The 14,045-nt window shown below is 73.6% G+C and carries 12 protein-coding genes; 7 read left to right on the top strand and 5 right to left on the bottom strand.

Annotated elements, in window-relative coordinates:
- The first annotated feature begins 87 nt into the window (after positions 1–87).
- From ACXVGS_RS08245 to ACXVGS_RS08225, 5 genes are all read left to right on the top strand, one after another.
- On the top strand, positions 88–558 hold the full coding sequence (locus ACXVGS_RS08245; RefSeq protein ID WP_458529160.1) for an SAV_6107 family HEPN domain-containing protein: 471 nt from the start codon (positions 88–90) through the stop codon (positions 556–558).
- The gene (locus ACXVGS_RS08240; protein ID WP_458536829.1) at positions 555–4,790 is read left to right on the top strand and encodes a DNA polymerase III subunit alpha; all 4,236 of its coding nucleotides are present in this window, start codon (positions 555–557) and stop codon (positions 4,788–4,790) included. Before ACXVGS_RS08245 ends, ACXVGS_RS08240 begins: the two co-directional genes overlap by 4 nt.
- 66 nt (positions 4,791–4,856) lie before the next feature.
- Positions 4,857–5,633: a methyltransferase domain-containing protein gene (locus ACXVGS_RS08235; protein WP_458529158.1), complete on the top strand. Its 777-nt coding sequence runs from the start codon at positions 4,857–4,859 to the stop codon at positions 5,631–5,633.
- 207 nt (positions 5,634–5,840) lie between these two features.
- Positions 5,841–7,163 (top strand): DNA polymerase IV, encoded by a 1,323-nt coding sequence (gene dinB / locus ACXVGS_RS08230; RefSeq protein WP_458536828.1) that lies wholly within the window; start codon positions 5,841–5,843, stop codon positions 7,161–7,163.
- 141 nt (positions 7,164–7,304) lie between these two features.
- On the top strand, positions 7,305–7,712 hold the full coding sequence (locus tag ACXVGS_RS08225) for a DUF3040 domain-containing protein (RefSeq protein ID WP_141788412.1): 408 nt from the start codon (positions 7,305–7,307) through the stop codon (positions 7,710–7,712).
- Between the two features lie 80 nt (positions 7,713–7,792).
- Here ACXVGS_RS08225 and ACXVGS_RS08220 read toward each other — a convergent pair whose 3' ends face one another.
- Both ACXVGS_RS08220 and ACXVGS_RS08215 read right to left on the bottom strand, forming a co-directional pair.
- Positions 7,793–8,275 carry a DUF456 domain-containing protein gene (locus ACXVGS_RS08220; protein ID WP_458529156.1) on the bottom strand — a complete coding sequence of 161 codons (483 nt, stop codon included), beginning with the start codon at positions 8,273–8,275 and terminating at the stop codon, positions 7,793–7,795.
- A 24-nt stretch (positions 8,276–8,299) separates the two neighbouring features.
- A complete protein-coding gene (locus ACXVGS_RS08215) occupies positions 8,300–8,524 on the bottom strand; it encodes a DUF7455 domain-containing protein (RefSeq protein WP_458529155.1) in 225 nt (74 codons plus the stop codon).
- A 344-nt stretch (positions 8,525–8,868) separates the two neighbouring features.
- Between ACXVGS_RS08215 and ACXVGS_RS08210 the strand changes: the two genes are divergently transcribed.
- The gene (locus ACXVGS_RS08210) at positions 8,869–11,016 is read left to right on the top strand and encodes a DNA gyrase/topoisomerase IV subunit B (protein WP_458529154.1); all 2,148 of its coding nucleotides are present in this window, start codon (positions 8,869–8,871) and stop codon (positions 11,014–11,016) included.
- Positions 11,017–11,135: 119 nt separating this feature from the next.
- Positions 11,136–11,867 carry a dienelactone hydrolase family protein gene (locus tag ACXVGS_RS08205; protein WP_458529153.1) on the top strand — a complete coding sequence of 244 codons (732 nt, stop codon included), beginning with the start codon at positions 11,136–11,138 and terminating at the stop codon, positions 11,865–11,867.
- A gap of 17 nt (positions 11,868–11,884) precedes the next feature.
- Here the strand turns inward: ACXVGS_RS08205 and ACXVGS_RS08200 are convergent, their stop codons facing one another.
- The 3 genes from ACXVGS_RS08200 to ACXVGS_RS08190 all read right to left on the bottom strand — a co-directional run.
- Positions 11,885–12,934 (bottom strand): LacI family DNA-binding transcriptional regulator, encoded by a 1,050-nt coding sequence (locus tag ACXVGS_RS08200; protein WP_458529152.1) that lies wholly within the window; start codon positions 12,932–12,934, stop codon positions 11,885–11,887.
- A gap of 12 nt (positions 12,935–12,946) precedes the next feature.
- The gene (locus tag ACXVGS_RS08195) at positions 12,947–13,174 is read right to left on the bottom strand and encodes a hypothetical protein (protein ID WP_458529151.1); all 228 of its coding nucleotides are present in this window, start codon (positions 13,172–13,174) and stop codon (positions 12,947–12,949) included.
- 10 nt (positions 13,175–13,184) lie between these two features.
- Positions 13,185–14,045 (bottom strand): carbohydrate ABC transporter permease (locus ACXVGS_RS08190; protein WP_458536827.1); only part of this gene is annotated, 861 nt, incomplete at its 5' end.

Genomic DNA, 14,045 nt, shown 5'->3' with positions numbered 1-14,045 from the left:
CCGGGTGTCGTCCGGGGCGTTGCCCCGCAGGGACGCCGCCGGACCCGCTGACCACTGACCCGTCCATCGCGGCAGGAAGGACCCGACATGACCACCGCCACGACCACGACCGCTGCCAGGAGCTCCGGCTGCGGTGTCCCGCGGGCGCCGATGGCGACCACCGCGCTCGACCTGCTCGACCGGTCCCGGGCCAGCCTGCTCGACGCCTGTCGCGCCGGCACCGTCGACGAGCGCTACGTCGAGGCCCACCTGGCGGCCCTGCGTGCCGCAGCGGCCTTGCTCGCGGCGCGCAGTCGGCCCACCCGGCGCTCGCGGCCGCGCAGCGTCTGGGAGGTGCTGCCCGAGGTGGCCCCGGAGCTGACCGAGTGGGCGGTGTTCTTCGCCGCCTCCGCCCGGCGCCGGGCTGCGGTCGAGCGGGGGGCGGTGGCGCTGCCCACCCGGGAGGCCGACGACCTGCTGCGCCAGGCCGAGGTCTTCCTCGGTCTGGTCCAGGCCGCTCTCGGGCTGCCGGTCGCCGCAACCCTGCCCGCGCTCGTCACGCCGGCAGGACGACCGTGACCGATGCCTTCGCCCACCTCCACGTCGCCTCGGGGTTCTCCCTGCGCTACGGCTCCTCCACCCCGGCGGCCCTCGTCGAGCGTGCCGCCGCGTTGGGGCAGCCGGCGCTGGCGCTGACCGACCGGGACGGCCTCTATGGCGCGGTGCGGTTCGTGCAGGCCTGCTCCGAGGCGGGACTGACCCCGGTCCTCGGGGTCGACCTGGCTGTGCAGCCGGAGGAGCCAGCGCGGCCGGGACCAGGGTCAAGATCAGGGGCAGGGGCAGGGGCAGGGCCCGCGGCCGGGTGGGGCGCGCCGGGGGCGGGACGTGGGTCGGGCGTGGTCGCGCCGGAGCCGCCACGCGCCTCCGGGCGGGTCCGCGCCCAGCCGGTGCGGGGTGGCGCCGAGGTCGACCCACGCCACCCCCGGGTGACCGTGCTCGCCCGGGGCCAGGCCTCCGGGGTGCCGGCGGGGGTGGGGTGGGCGCGGCTGTGCCGCCTGGTCACCCGCACCCACCTGTCCGGGGAAAGAGGGACCCCGGTCAGCTCCCTCGACCTGGTCGCCGAGCATGCGCTCGACCCGGCCACGGGCGTCCCCGCCCTGGTCGTGCTGCTCGGCCCGCAGTCCGACGTCGGCCGGGCCCTGCTGGCGCGGCGGCCCGACCGGGCCAGGGCGTTGCTGCAGCGGTGGACCAGCCGGCTGCCCCGCGGGTCGGTGGTCGTCGAGGTGGTCTGCCACGGGGGGCCGGAGGGGTCCCCGGCCAGCGTCGGGCACGCCGCCCGGCTGCTCGGCCTGGCCGACGAGGCGGGTCTCCCGGCGGTGCTCACCGCCGCGGTCCGGCACGCCGACCCCGATGGGGCGCGCACGGTCGACGTGCTCGACGCCGCCCGCCGGCTCGTGCCGCTGGACACCCGGCACCTCGACCGGGTCACCACGGCCGCCCACCTCGCCCCGGCCGCACGGATGCGGGCCATCGCCCTCGAGGTGGCCGCCGCGGCGGGGACCGGCCCGACCGGGGGCGGCAGCGGGGAGCGCGAGCGGGCCGAGCGCCTGGTCGCCGAGACCCTGGCGCTCGCCGACGCCTGTGGCCTGGACGCCCGCACCGACCTCGGCATCGGGGCGGTGCACCTGCCCGAGCCGTCGGTGCTCGGCCTCGCGCCGGACGACGTCCCCCAACAGGTGCTGGCCCGACGCTGCCACGAGGCGGTCCCGGTCCGCTACCCCGGGGCGGGGGAGCGCGAGCTCGCCGCCGTGGCCGCCCGCCTGGAGGAGGAGCTCGCGGTCGTCGCGGCACTGGGCTACCCCACCTACTTCCTCACCGTCGCGGCCGTGTGCGACCTCATCCGTGACATGGGGGTGCGGGTCGCGGCACGCGGATCCGGCGCGGGCAGCCTGGTCAACTACCTGCTCGGCATCAGCGGGGTGGAGCCGATGCGCCACGGCCTGCTGATGGAGCGGTTCTGCTCTCCGCTGCGGGCCCAGCTGCCCGACATCGACATCGACGTGGAGTCGGCCCGGCGCACCGAGATCTACGAGCAGGTCCTGCAGCGCTTCGGCGGTGACCGGGTCACCTGCGTGTCGATGATGGACACCTATCGCGTGCGCCACGCGATCCGCGACGTCGGCGCCACCCTGGGCCTGCCGCCGGTCGAGATCGACGCCATCGCCAAGGCGTTCCCGCACATCCGGGCCCGGGACGCCCGCAACGCCCTGCGGGAGCTGCCCGAGCTGCGGGCCAGTGGCCTGGACTCGCCCCGCCTGGGGGTGCTGTTCGACCTCGTCGAGCGGCTCGACGGCCTGCCCCGCCACGTCGCCCTGCACCCGTGCGGGGTGGTGCTGTCCAACGCCACGCTGCTCGACCGCACCCCGGTGGAGGCCAGCTGGCTGGGCTTCCCCATGAGCCAGTTCGACAAGGACGACGTCGAGACCCTCGGCCTGCTCAAGCTCGACGTGCTCGGCATCCGCATGCAGTCGGCGATGGCCCACGCGGTCCAGGAGGTCCAGCGGGTCGACGGCGTCCGGGTCGACCTCGACGACCGTGACCAGGTCAGCCTCGAGGACGAGGCGACCTTCCGGCTCATCCGTTCCACCCACACCCTGGGCTGCTTCCAGATCGAGTCCCCGGGTCAGCGTGAGCTGGTCGGCAAGTTCGGCCCGGAGACGTTCGAGGACCTCATCACCGACATCTCCCTGTTCCGCCCCGGCCCGGTCAAGTCCGACATGGTGACCCCGTTCCTGCGGGCCCGGCAGGGCTGGGAGGAGCCGCAGTACCTCCACCCCACCCTGGTGCCCGCCCTGCGCGAGACCCAGGGTGTCGTGGTGTTCCACGAGCAGGTGCTGCTCATCGTCGCCGAGACCACCGGCGTGACCCTGGCGCAGGCCGACGAGGTGCGCCGTGCCCTCGGCTCCCCGCAGGGGCAGGAGGAGGTGGAGTCGTGGTGGCGCCCGGCGGCGCTCTCCCGCGGCTACTCCGCCGAGGACGTCGACCGCATCTGGGCGGTGCTCAAGGCGTTCGCCTCGTTCGGCTTCTGCAAGGCCCACGCCGCGGCGTTCGCGCTGCCCACCTTCCAGTCGGCCTGGCTCAAGGCCCACCACCCGGCCGCCTTCCTGGCCGGGGTGCTCACCCACGACCCGGGGATGTACCCCAAGCGGCTGATCCTCGATGACGCCCGCAGCCTGGGCATCGCCGTCCTCGGCCTGGACGTCAACGCCTCCACGGGCAGCTACCGCATCGAGCCGGTGCCGGTGTGGGGGCAGCGGCCCGATGCCGACCTGCCCGACGGCCGCGCCTACGGCATCCGGCTGTCGCTGGCCGACGTCAAGGGGATCAGTGACGCCGAGGTCGAGCGGATCGTGGCCGGGCAGCCCTACGCCAGCCTGGTCGACTTCTGGCACCGGGCCCGGGTCAGCCGCCCCGTCGCCGAGCGGCTGGTGCTGGCCGGTGGCCTGGACTCCCTCTACGGGCTGGGGGGCACCGGGGCCGGCGCCGCCCTGGTGAGCGGGCGTGGGGTGGCCGGCTCCACGGCGCTGGGCCGCCGCGGACGGGTGACCCGGCGCGACCTGCTGCTGCACGTGGCCGAGCTCGACCGCTGGACCCGCGCGGTCGGCCGGGCCGGCCGGCGGGTGACGCCCCGCGCGGGCCGCGCGGTGACGGCGGCGCAGAGCCGGCAGGCCGTCCTCGCCGGCGTGGGGCCGGGTGCCGGTCCCGACGTGCGGGCGCTCGCCGCCACCCAGTCCCGCGCGGCCTGCGCCGCCATCCCGGCCGCGGCGCAGGCGACCCAGCTGACCCTCGACCTCGGCGACGACCCCGAGCTGACCACCTCCACCGGTCTGCCCGAGATGACCGGGCCGGAGCGGGTCCGGGCCGAGCTCGACATCCTGGGCCTGGACGCCAGCGCTCACGTGGTCGACTTCTACGCCCCGATGCTCGACGCGCTCGGGGTGACCCGCTCCCGCGACCTGCTCGGTCGCCGCAGCCGCGCCGAGCTGCTCGTCGCCGGGGTCAAGGTCGCCACCCAGACCCCGCCGATCCGCTCCGGGCGGCGGGTGGTGTTCCTCACCCTCGACGACGCCACCGGTCCGGTGGACGCGACCTTCTTCGAGGACGTCCAGGGGCCCTATGCCGCCACCGTCTTCCACTCCTGGATGCTGCTGGTGCGCGGGGAGCTGCGCCGTACCGGACCCAAGGGGGTCTCCCTGCGAGCCACCGGGGCCTGGGAGCTGTCCGCGCTGTGGGATGCGTGGACCGCCGGCGGGGTCGAGGCGGTGCACGCCGCGCTCGCCGAGGCGGACGAGCGGGCCCACTTCCTGGCCGGGGCCACCGCCGCCTACGGCGAGGCAGCCGTGGCCGGGGCGGCGGCGTCCCGGTCCAGCCGGCCGGTCATGGCGCCGGCCTCCGGGCACGGTGCCGGGCAGGGTGGGCCGCTGGGTGATGCGACACCGTCCGGCGGGTTCAGCGGTCCCGACGGCGGATTCGGCGTGGGCCACCCCGGCGGGTTCGGGGGCCCGGGCGAGGGGGACGGGACGGAGCAGGGGGAGCGGGCCGGGGGCATGGGCGGTGGCCGGCGGCGCCGGGTGCTGGTGCACGCCTCGGGCTTCAGGCAGTCGCCCTACGCCGACATCCGCCCGGCAGGTGGTGACGTGCGCGACGCCCGCAAGCTCTCCGACAGCCGGGTCGTCCCCGACAGCGACACCCCGCCGGGGACGCCGTCGCGCAAGCTGTGGCACGCCAGCCCCGGAAGCTCGGGGCACTAGGGTGAGGCGCGTCCCCGTGCCACCGCAGCCGCCCCGGCGGGCGGCTGCCACCGAAGGAGCGCCACCGTGCCCGAAGACCTCCGACGTTCCCGCCGCGGTGGGGTCGAGACCTCGGTGCGCACCTTCGCCGTCTGGGAGTCGGTGCGCTCGCTGGTGGAGCACCGCACCGGCGAGCTCGGCCGGCCGCTGCGGGTGGTTGACCTCGGCGGCGGCACCGGCGGCCTGGCCGTGCCGATCGCCGCGCTCGGCCACCACGTCACCGTCGTCGACCCCAGCCCTGACGCCCTGGCCGCCCTCAACCGGCGCGCCGGTGACGCCGGGGTCGCCGACCGGGTCGTCGCGGTCCAGGGGGACGCCGGCACCCTGCTCGACGTCCACCCCGCCGGCGAGGCCGACCTGGTCTGCTGCCACGGGGTGCTGGAGTTCGTCGACGACCCGCAGGCCAGCCTGCAGTCCGTCGCCGCTGTCCTGGCCGACGGTGGCCACCTCAGCCTGCTCGTCGCCCAGCGCCTCGCGGTGGTCATGGCCAAGGCGCTGGCCGGCCAGTTCGCCCAGGCCCGGCACGCGCTCACCAGCGCCGACGGCCGCTGGGGGGCCACCGACCCGCTGCCGCGCCGCTTCGACGCCGGGGGAGTGGAGGAGCTGCTGCGCGGCGCCGGGCTGGAGGTCCAGGACTTCCACGGCGTGCGCATCTTCAGCGACCTCGTGCCGGCCGCCTTCACCGACTCCGACGCCGACCGCACCGCCCTGCTCGAGCTCGAGCAGGCGGCCGCGCGGCACCCCGACTTCGGCTTCCTGGGCCAGCTCGGCGCGACCCTGCACGTGCTCGCCCGCAAGGCCTGACTGCTCGCCAGGGCCTGACCGCCTGCCCGCCTGCCGGGACCGCTCGCCAGGCCTTGACCGCCTGCCCGTATGTCGGCGCCGCTCGTCCTCGCGGCCTGACCACCCGGGGCCCTACACGTCCCACAGGAGGCGACCGGCACGGCATACCGGTGGGGTGGGCACTCGCGTGGGCACCGCGGTGCCGCCTCACGGCCCGGGGAGCAGGCGATGAGCCGGCGGCAGTTCACCGTGCCGGCGCGCAGCGGCGGGGAGCCCGACGACACCGGCTGCTCGATCCTGCACGTCGACATGGACGCCTTCTACGCCTCGGTGTCGCTGCTGGCCCGTCCCGAGCTGGTCGGCACCCCGGTCATCATCGGCGGGGGCGGCAACCGCGGGGTGGTGCTCTCGGCGACCTACGAGGCGCGCGCGTTCGGGGTCGCCGCCGCCATGCCCATGGCCCGGGCCCGGCGGCTGTGCCCGCAGGCCACCGTCGTCGCGCCCGACCACACCCGCTACTCGCAGGTCTCACAGGCGGTGATGGCGGTGTTCGGGACAGTCACCCCGATCGTGGAGCCGCTGTCCATGGACGAGGCGTTCCTCGACGTCTCCGGCGCGGGTCGCCGGCTCGGGTCGCCCGCCCGGATCGCCCGGATGGTTCGCGACACCATCGCCGACGAGCAGGGCGTCACCTGCTCGGTGGGTGTCGCCCCCACCAAGTTCGTCGCCAAGCTGGCCTCCGGGCTCGCCAAGCCCGACGGGCTGCTCGTCGTCCCCCGCACGGAGGTCGTCCCGTTCCTGCACCAGCTGCCGGTGGGCGCCCTCTGGGGGGTGGGGGAGCGCACCGAGGAGTCGCTGCACCGGCTCGGCCTGCGCACCGTGGCCGACATCGCGCACACCCCCGTGCAGACCCTGCGCCGCGGGCTGGGCGAGACCACGGGGGCGCACCTGCACGACCTCGCGTGGGGGCGCGACCCCCGCCCGGTCGTGCCGGCACGGCGCGAGCGCAGCATCAGCTCGGACGAGACCTTCGCCCATGACGTCGACGACCCGGCTGTCATCCACCGCCAGCTGCTCAAGCTCAGCGACCGCACCGCGGCCCGGATGCGTGCCGCAGGCCTGGTCGGGCGCACGGTGACCCTCAAGGTGCGCTTCGCCGACTTCACCACGATCACCCGGTCCCGGACCCTGCGCGACCCCACCGACGTCAGCCGCGACCTCTACGCCACGGCGCGAGACCTGTTCGACGGCCTCGGCCTGCAGCGGGCCCGGCTGCGCCTGGTCGGGGTCAAGGTCGAGGGGCTGCTCGAGGCCGGGACCGCGCCGGTGCAGGGGCGGCTCGACGAGCCGGCGCACGGCTGGCGCGACGCCGACCGGGCCGTCGACCGGGCCAGTGCACGGTTCGGGGCAGGTGCGGTCCGCCCGGCCAGCCTGGTCCGGGACGCCCGGCCGCCGGGAGCAGACGCCCGCCCCGACACCCGCAGCCCCCGCGCCCCGGCCCGGGACGTCCGCCCGCCGGACCGTGACACAGGTCCCTCAGCCCGGGACTGAAGGCCGGGTACCACAACGCTGCGCGGCGACATATCCTGAACCACAGCGAGAAGAACAAGCCCGTCCGGATCCCGCCCGGAGGAAACGTTTTCGGATCGCCAAGCGTCTTCCTCATCGAAGCGAGCGCACGGGAGGTCGAAGGTGCCGCTCTCAGAGCACGAGCAGCATCTGCTGCAGCAGATGGAGCAAGCGCTGTATGCCGAGGACCCGAAGTTCGCCTCGCAGATGCAGGGCTCTATCGCCCGCGCCCGCATGCGTCGGCGCATCATCCTCGGGGTCGCGGCGGTGGTCGTCGGCCTCGGCCTGGTCGTGCTCGGGGTCATGCAGGCGGTTTGGATCGGCGCGATCGGCTTCGCGCTGATGATCGGCGGGGCGGTCTACGCCAGCACCCCGCCACGGACCAAGGCCACCTTGGGCTCGGTCGCCCCGGACGGCAGCATCCGCCCGGCCGCGACCTCGTCGTCCAAGGCCCGCAAGGCCCGCTCCGGCCAGACATTCATGCAGCGCCTCGAGCAGCGCTGGGACAAGCGTCGCAACGACTGGAGCTGACCGGCCCGCGGTGACCTGCCGCAGTGGCCCTCGGGCCAGAGGTCAGGTGCGTCGCGTCCCGGTGAGGTCGCGGCCCGGCCTCAGCCGACGGTGAGCAGGCCGACCACCCAGGTCCCCGCCATCGCGAACCCGGCCGCGAGCTCGACCAGCATGCCCAGTCCGACCGCCTTGAGTGCGGTGACCGTGGACGGCCAGGCGGCCGCCGTCGAGCGCAGCCGCAGCAGCTCGGCCAGGAAGATCCCCAGCACGAAGCCGAGCACGCCGCCGACCACCGGGACCACGAAGAAGCCCACCACGCCCACGGCGACGCCGGCGAGCATGGTGGGCGTGCCTACGCTGCTGGACCGCAGGTGACGGCCCGGCAGGACGTACTTGAGCACCATGCCGAGCACGGCCACGGCGGACACCAGGCCGAGCACGAGCCACGCACCGGCGGTGTGCACCGAGACCGCCCACAACAACGCTCCTGCCCAGACCAGGGGCAGTCCGGGCAGGAGCGGTACGACAATGCCGAGCAGGCCCAGCAGCACCAGGACGCCCGCGAGCAGGGTCACGGGCTCCATGGGCCGGGGGCCTGTCGGCCGGGGTCAGCGCTCGTCGGGCGCAGCGATCGGGGAGGTCTCGACGAGGCGGTCGCTCTCGTCCTGGATCTCGATGGAGATGTCCTTCAGCTTGGCCAGGTGCTCCCGCCCGTGGTGGGCGCAGAAGAGCAGCTCGCCGCCAGCGGTGAGGCGGGCGCGAATGTAGGCCTGGGCGCCACAGCGGTCGCAGCGGTCGGCCGCGGTCAGAGTCGGTGCCAGTGCAGTGGTCACGTCTGCCTTCCTTACGTCGTAGTGGGCGCCCGGTGCGGTGTCGGCGTCCGTTGGTCCTCCGCACCCACTGGTGGTTCGGAGCCCTCCGGCTGCCGGCCTGCCTCCGGGTCATCCCGTCTGCGCCGGTTCCAACAGTGAAGCACGCCAGTTCGTTCCCGCCGGGCAGGGGCGCGCCGGTGTGGGTCATCTCATGGGCCGATTCCGCTGTCAGCGCACGAGTGCCGGAACAAGCCGGTATGCCGCGTGCCTGACGTGGGTGCGTCGGTGAAGGAGGCTAGCCTGCAGCCAAGCAGAAACCCGGCCCGGGGCCGGGGGACCGGCACCATCGAAGGGAATCCCGCCCCGTGGCCACCGCCACCAAGACCGCCGTCAAGACCGCCGTCAAGAGCGCCGCCAGCGACTACACCGCCCGCCACCTGCAGGTCCTCGAGGGGCTGGAGGCGGTGCGCAAGCGCCCCGGCATGTACATCGGGTCGACCGACTCCCGCGGCCTCATGCACTGCCTGTGGGAGATCATCGACAACGCCGTCGACGAGGCGCTGGGCGGCTTCGGCGACCAGATCGAGGTCATCCTCCTGGCCGACGGCTCGGTCGAGGTCCGGGACAACGGCCGCGGCATCCCCGTCGACGTCGAGCCCCGCACCGGCCTGACCGGCGTCGAGGTGGTCTTCACCAAGCTGCACGCCGGTGGCAAGTTCGGCGGCGGCTCCTACACCGCCTCCGGTGGCCTCCACGGCGTGGGTGCCTCGGTGGTCAACGCCCTGTCCGAGCGCCTCGACGTCGAGGTCGACCGTGGCGGCAAGACCTACGCGATGAGCTTCCACCGCGGCGAGCCGGGCGTGTTCGCCGACCGCAACGGGGACAAGTCGGCGTCCGCCGAGTTCACCCCGTTCGTGGACAACAGCGAGCTGCGCATCGTCGGCAAGGCGGCACGCGGGCGCACCGGCTGCCGCATCCGCTACTGGGCCGACCGGCAGATCTTCCTCAAGGACGCCGCCTTCGTCTACGACGAGCTGATCGGCCGCGCCCGCCAGACCTCCTACCTCATCCCCGGCCTGGCCATCGTCATCCGCGACGAGCGCGGCCTGCCGGGCACGCCGGGGGAGCACGGCCCCCACGAGGAGCGCTTCCAGCACGACGGCGGCATCAGCGAGTTCACCGACTTCCTGGCCGCGGACCCGGCCGTGACCGACGTGTGGCGGCTGCAGGGCTCGGGCCACTTCAAGGAGACCGTGCCCGTCCTGGACGACAAGGGGCACATGACCCCGACCGAGGTCGAGCGTGAGTGCGGCGTCGACATCGCGCTGCGCTGGGGCACCGGCTACGACACCAAGGTCGTCTCCTTCGTCAACATCATCAGCACGCCCAAGGGCGGCACCCACATGGCCGGCTTCGAGCAGGCCCTGATGAAGGTCTTCCGCAAGCAGCTCGAGGTCAACGCCCGGCGGCTCAAGGTCGGCCAGGACAAGCCCGAGAAGGACGACATCCTCGCCGGGCTGACCGCCGTGGTGACGGTGCGCCTCGCCGAGCCCCAGTTCGAGGGGCAGACCAAGGAGGTCCTCGGCACCTCGGCCGTGCGGACGATCGTGACCAAGGTCGTCGAGAAGGAGCTGACGGCCCTGCTCACCTCGACCAAGCGCGGCGAGAAGGCCCAGGCAGCGTTGCTGCTGGAGAAGGTCGTCGCCGAGATGAAGTCGCGGATCAGCGCCCGGCTGCACAAGGAGACCCAGCGTCGCAAGAACGCGCTGGAGACCTCCTCGCTGCCGGCCAAGCTGGCCGACTGCCGCACCTCCGACGTGGACCGCTCCGAGCTGTTCATCGTCGAGGGTGACAGCGCGCTCGGCACGGCCAAGCTGGCCCGGTCCTCCGACCACCAGGCGCTGCTGCCGATCCGGGGCAAGATCCTCAACGTCCAGAAGGCCTCGGTCGCGGACATGCTCAAGAACGCCGAGTGCGCCGCGATCATCCAGGTCATCGGCGCCGGGTCGGGACGCTCGTTCGACCTCGAGGCGGCCCGCTACGGCAAGGTCATCATCATGACCGACGCCGATGTCGACGGCGCCCACATCCGCACGTTGCTGCTGACCCTGTTCTTCCGCTACATGCGACCGCTCGTCGAGGCGGGCCGGGTCTACGCCGCCGTGCCGCCGCTGCACCGCATCGAGGTCGTCAACCCCGGCGGCAAGAAGAACGAGCTCATCTACACCTACAACGAGGGTGAGATGCGCCGGACGGTCACGGCGCTGGAGAAGAAGGGTCGCAAGATCAAGCAGCCGATGCAGCGCTACAAGGGCCTCGGTGAGATGGACGCCGACCAGCTGGCCGAGACCACGATGGACCCGCGCCACCGCACCCTGCGCCGGGTGACGCTCAAGGACGCCGAGATGGCCGAGCGGGTGTTCGACCTGCTCATGGGCAACGACGTCGCGCCGCGCAAGGACTTCATCATCGACTCGGCCACGGCACTGGACCGCGAGCGCATCGACGTCTGAGCCACCGCGGGTGGCCGGTTCCGGCCCGCCCGCGACCAGCGAGGTATGCCGCTCCGGCGCCGGCGCGGCATACCTCACCAGCGGTGGCCCGGCAGGGGTCGAGCCCGCAGACTGGGCGCATGTGCTTCTCCAGCGACCAGCGTCCCCCGGCACCACCGAAGTCCAGTGAGATCGGCGAGCACGGCCCGGTCGAGCTGACCTCGGCCGACGGCACCCGCTTCGCGGCGTTCGACGCCCAGCCGGTGACCCGTCGCGGCGCCAGCCTCGTGCTGCTGCCGGACATCCGCGGTCTGCACCCGTACTACACCGACCTCGCGCTGCGCTGCGCCGAGGCCGGTCTGGACACGGTGGCGATCGACCCCTACGCCCGCAGCGCCGGCCTGACCGCGCGTGATGACGACTTCGACTACGTGCCGCATGCCAAGGCCCTGCACCCCGAGCACGTCCTGGCCGACGCCTCGGCTGCCGCCGCGCGCCTTCGGGAGCGCAGCCAGGACCCGATCTTCACCCTGGGCTTCTGCCTGTTCGGCGGCCACTCCTGGCGGCTCGCGGGCACGGCCCTGCACCCGGCCGGCTCGATCGGCTTCTACGGCCGGCCGTCCACGGCCATGGAGGTGCTGCACGCGATCGACTCGCCGTTGTTGCTGCTGGTCGCCGGTGCGGACAAGGGCATCCCGCTGGAGGAGACGATGGCCTTCGACGACGCGCTGACCCGGGCGGGCAAGGACCACACGACGAAGGTCTACGAGGGGGCGCCGCACTCGTTCTTCGACCGGTCCTTCGAGGAGTGGGCCGAGGCGTGCGCCGACGCGTGGACGCAGATCCTGGGCTTCATCGACGCCCACCGCTGAGGGCGGCGGGGCGGACCTCAGGCGCTCGCGGCGCGTGAGGTGCCGCCCCGGCGGGCGGCGCGGACCGGCGCGGCGGTGGAGCCGCGCACCACGAGCTGGACCGGGACCACCTCGTCACCGGGAGGCGTGACCGAGCCGTCGAGCAACCGGCCGAGCAGCAGCTCGGCCGCGCGCTGCCCCTGGTGTGGCACGTCCTGCCGCACGGTGGTCAGATCGAGCACCTCCGAGAGGACGTGGTCGTCGATGCCGACCACGGACAGGTCCCCGGGCACCGACAGGCCGGCCCGCCGGGCGGCCGCCATGACCCCGAACGCCATCTCGTCCGACGCGGCGACCACGGCCGTGGGCCGGGACCGGGACCGGAGGAGGGCGGCGACGTCGCGCGCCGCACCCGCCGCCGTCCAGTCCGAGCCCACCACCCACGTGGGTGGGCACCGCAGTCCGCGTTCGGCCAGGGTCGACACGAACGTCTCCGCGCGCTCACGAGGGGTCTGCAGCACGGAGGAGTCCTGCTCCACCGCCCCGACGTAGGCGATCCGGGTGTGGCCGAGGTCGAGGACGTGGCGGACCGCGACGCCCATCGCCGCCCGGTCGTCGATGCGCACGCAGGGCCAGTCGCGGATGCGGTTGCCGATGGTGATCACCGGCAGGCCCAGGCTGTCGATGAGGGCCTGCTCCTGCTCGTCCAGGGGAGTGCTGAGCACGATGACGCCGTCGACCCGCTTCCAGAGCATGTCCTGGCTCAGCCGCAGCCTGCTGTCGAAGGACTCGCCCTCGAGGTCGACGAGCAGCACGTGGTGCCCCTGCCGGCGCAGGGCCTTCTCGATGCCGCTGATCAGGGTGGCGAAGAACCAGCGGGTGAGGAATGGCACCACCACGGCCACGACCCGGGTGCGTCCGGAGGCCAGGGACGACGCGGTCGGAGACGCGACGTAACGCAGGTCGAGGGCGGCCTTGGCCACCCGGTCCCGGGTCTGCGGGCTCACCCGGTCCAGGCCGCGCAGCGCCCGCGAGACCGTGGAGACGGACACCCCGGCGGCCTTGGCGACGTCGTGGATGGTGCTCATGGCGCCCCCTGCCTAGAGCTTGACCTTGCGCCGCGCCCGCCAGGCCAGGTAGAGCGCCGCGACCAGGCCGGCGAGCAGGAGGGCCGCGCCGACCGCGTTCTGGCCGCGCAGCTCCAGCACCAGCGTCTGGATGAACGCCATGAGCGTGAAGAAGCCGAGGAGGCCGATGAGCAGCTCGAGCCGCTCGGCCCTGGCCCGGGGGTGGCTGCCCGTGCCACCCCCGGGGTTGAAGATCCCCATGGCCCTGGCCTCAGCCCTTGACGCCTCCGGCGGTCAGGCCGGAGACGATCGCGCGCTGGAAGAACAGCACCATGATGATGAGGGGGACCGTGACGATGGTGCCCGCCGCCATGACGGTGGTGTAGGGCTCCTGGTGCGGCTGGGCGCCGGCGAAGTTCGCGATGGCGACGGTGACCGGCTGGGTCGTCGACGTGGCGAACTGTGAGGCGAGCAGGAACTCGTTCCACGCGCTGATGAACGCCAGGATCGCGGTCGTGAACAGGCCCGGCGCCGCGAGCGGCAGCATGATCTTGCGGAAGGCCTGGCCCTGGGTGCAGCCGTCCATCCGCGCCGACTCCTCGAGCTCCCACGGCATCTCCGAGAAGAACGCCGTCAGGGTGTAGACCGTGAGCGGCAGGGCGAAGGAGATGTCGGGGATGATCAGCGCCTGGTAGTTCGCGCCGGTCAGCCACCCCAGCGAGGAGAACAGCTGGAACAGTGGCGAGACCAGCGCCACGCCCGGGAACATCGAGGCGCCCAGGATGAACCCGAGGACGAGGTACTTGCCGCGGAAGTGCAGCCGTGACAGGGCGTAGGCGGCGAACACGCCGACGAGCATCGCCAGCACGGTCGTCACGACGCCGATGATGACGCTGTTGCCGAGGGCCTGCGCGAAGTGGTTGCCGCGGTCGGTCGAGAACGCGGTCTTGAAGTTGTCGAGCGTGACGTGGGTCGGCCACGGCGTGGTGTTGAAGGTGTAGCCCACGTCGCGGAACGCCGTGACGATCATCCAGTAGAAGGGCGCCAGGCCCCAGATGACGATGAGCGCGAGGCCGGCATAGGCCCGGGTGTTCTTCCACCGTTCGCTCTTGACGTGGTGCGCGTGGGCGAC

It is taken from the genome of Oryzihumus sp., from assembly GCF_054325275.1.
The sequence above is the reverse complement of the archived record's forward strand: the minus strand, read 5'-3'. Positions and strand labels throughout refer to the sequence as shown.

Excerpts from the sequence above, each read along its gene's own strand:
- ACXVGS_RS08220 (WP_458529156.1), bottom strand. The coding sequence starts at position 8,275 with ATGGAGCCCGTGACCCTGCTCGCGGGCGTCCTGGTGCTGCTGGGCCTG.
- ACXVGS_RS08245 (WP_458529160.1), top strand. The coding sequence starts at position 88 with ATGACCACCGCCACGACCACGACCGCTGCCAGGAGCTCCGGCTGCGGT.
- ACXVGS_RS08200 (WP_458529152.1), bottom strand. The coding sequence starts at position 12,934 with ATGAGCACCATCCACGACGTCGCCAAGGCCGCCGGGGTGTCCGTCTCC.
- ACXVGS_RS08205 (WP_458529153.1), top strand. The coding sequence starts at position 11,136 with ATGTGCTTCTCCAGCGACCAGCGTCCCCCGGCACCACCGAAGTCCAGT.
- dinB (WP_458536828.1), top strand. The coding sequence starts at position 5,841 with ATGAGCCGGCGGCAGTTCACCGTGCCGGCGCGCAGCGGCGGGGAGCCC.
- ACXVGS_RS08195 (WP_458529151.1), bottom strand. The coding sequence starts at position 13,174 with ATGGGGATCTTCAACCCCGGGGGTGGCACGGGCAGCCACCCCCGGGCC.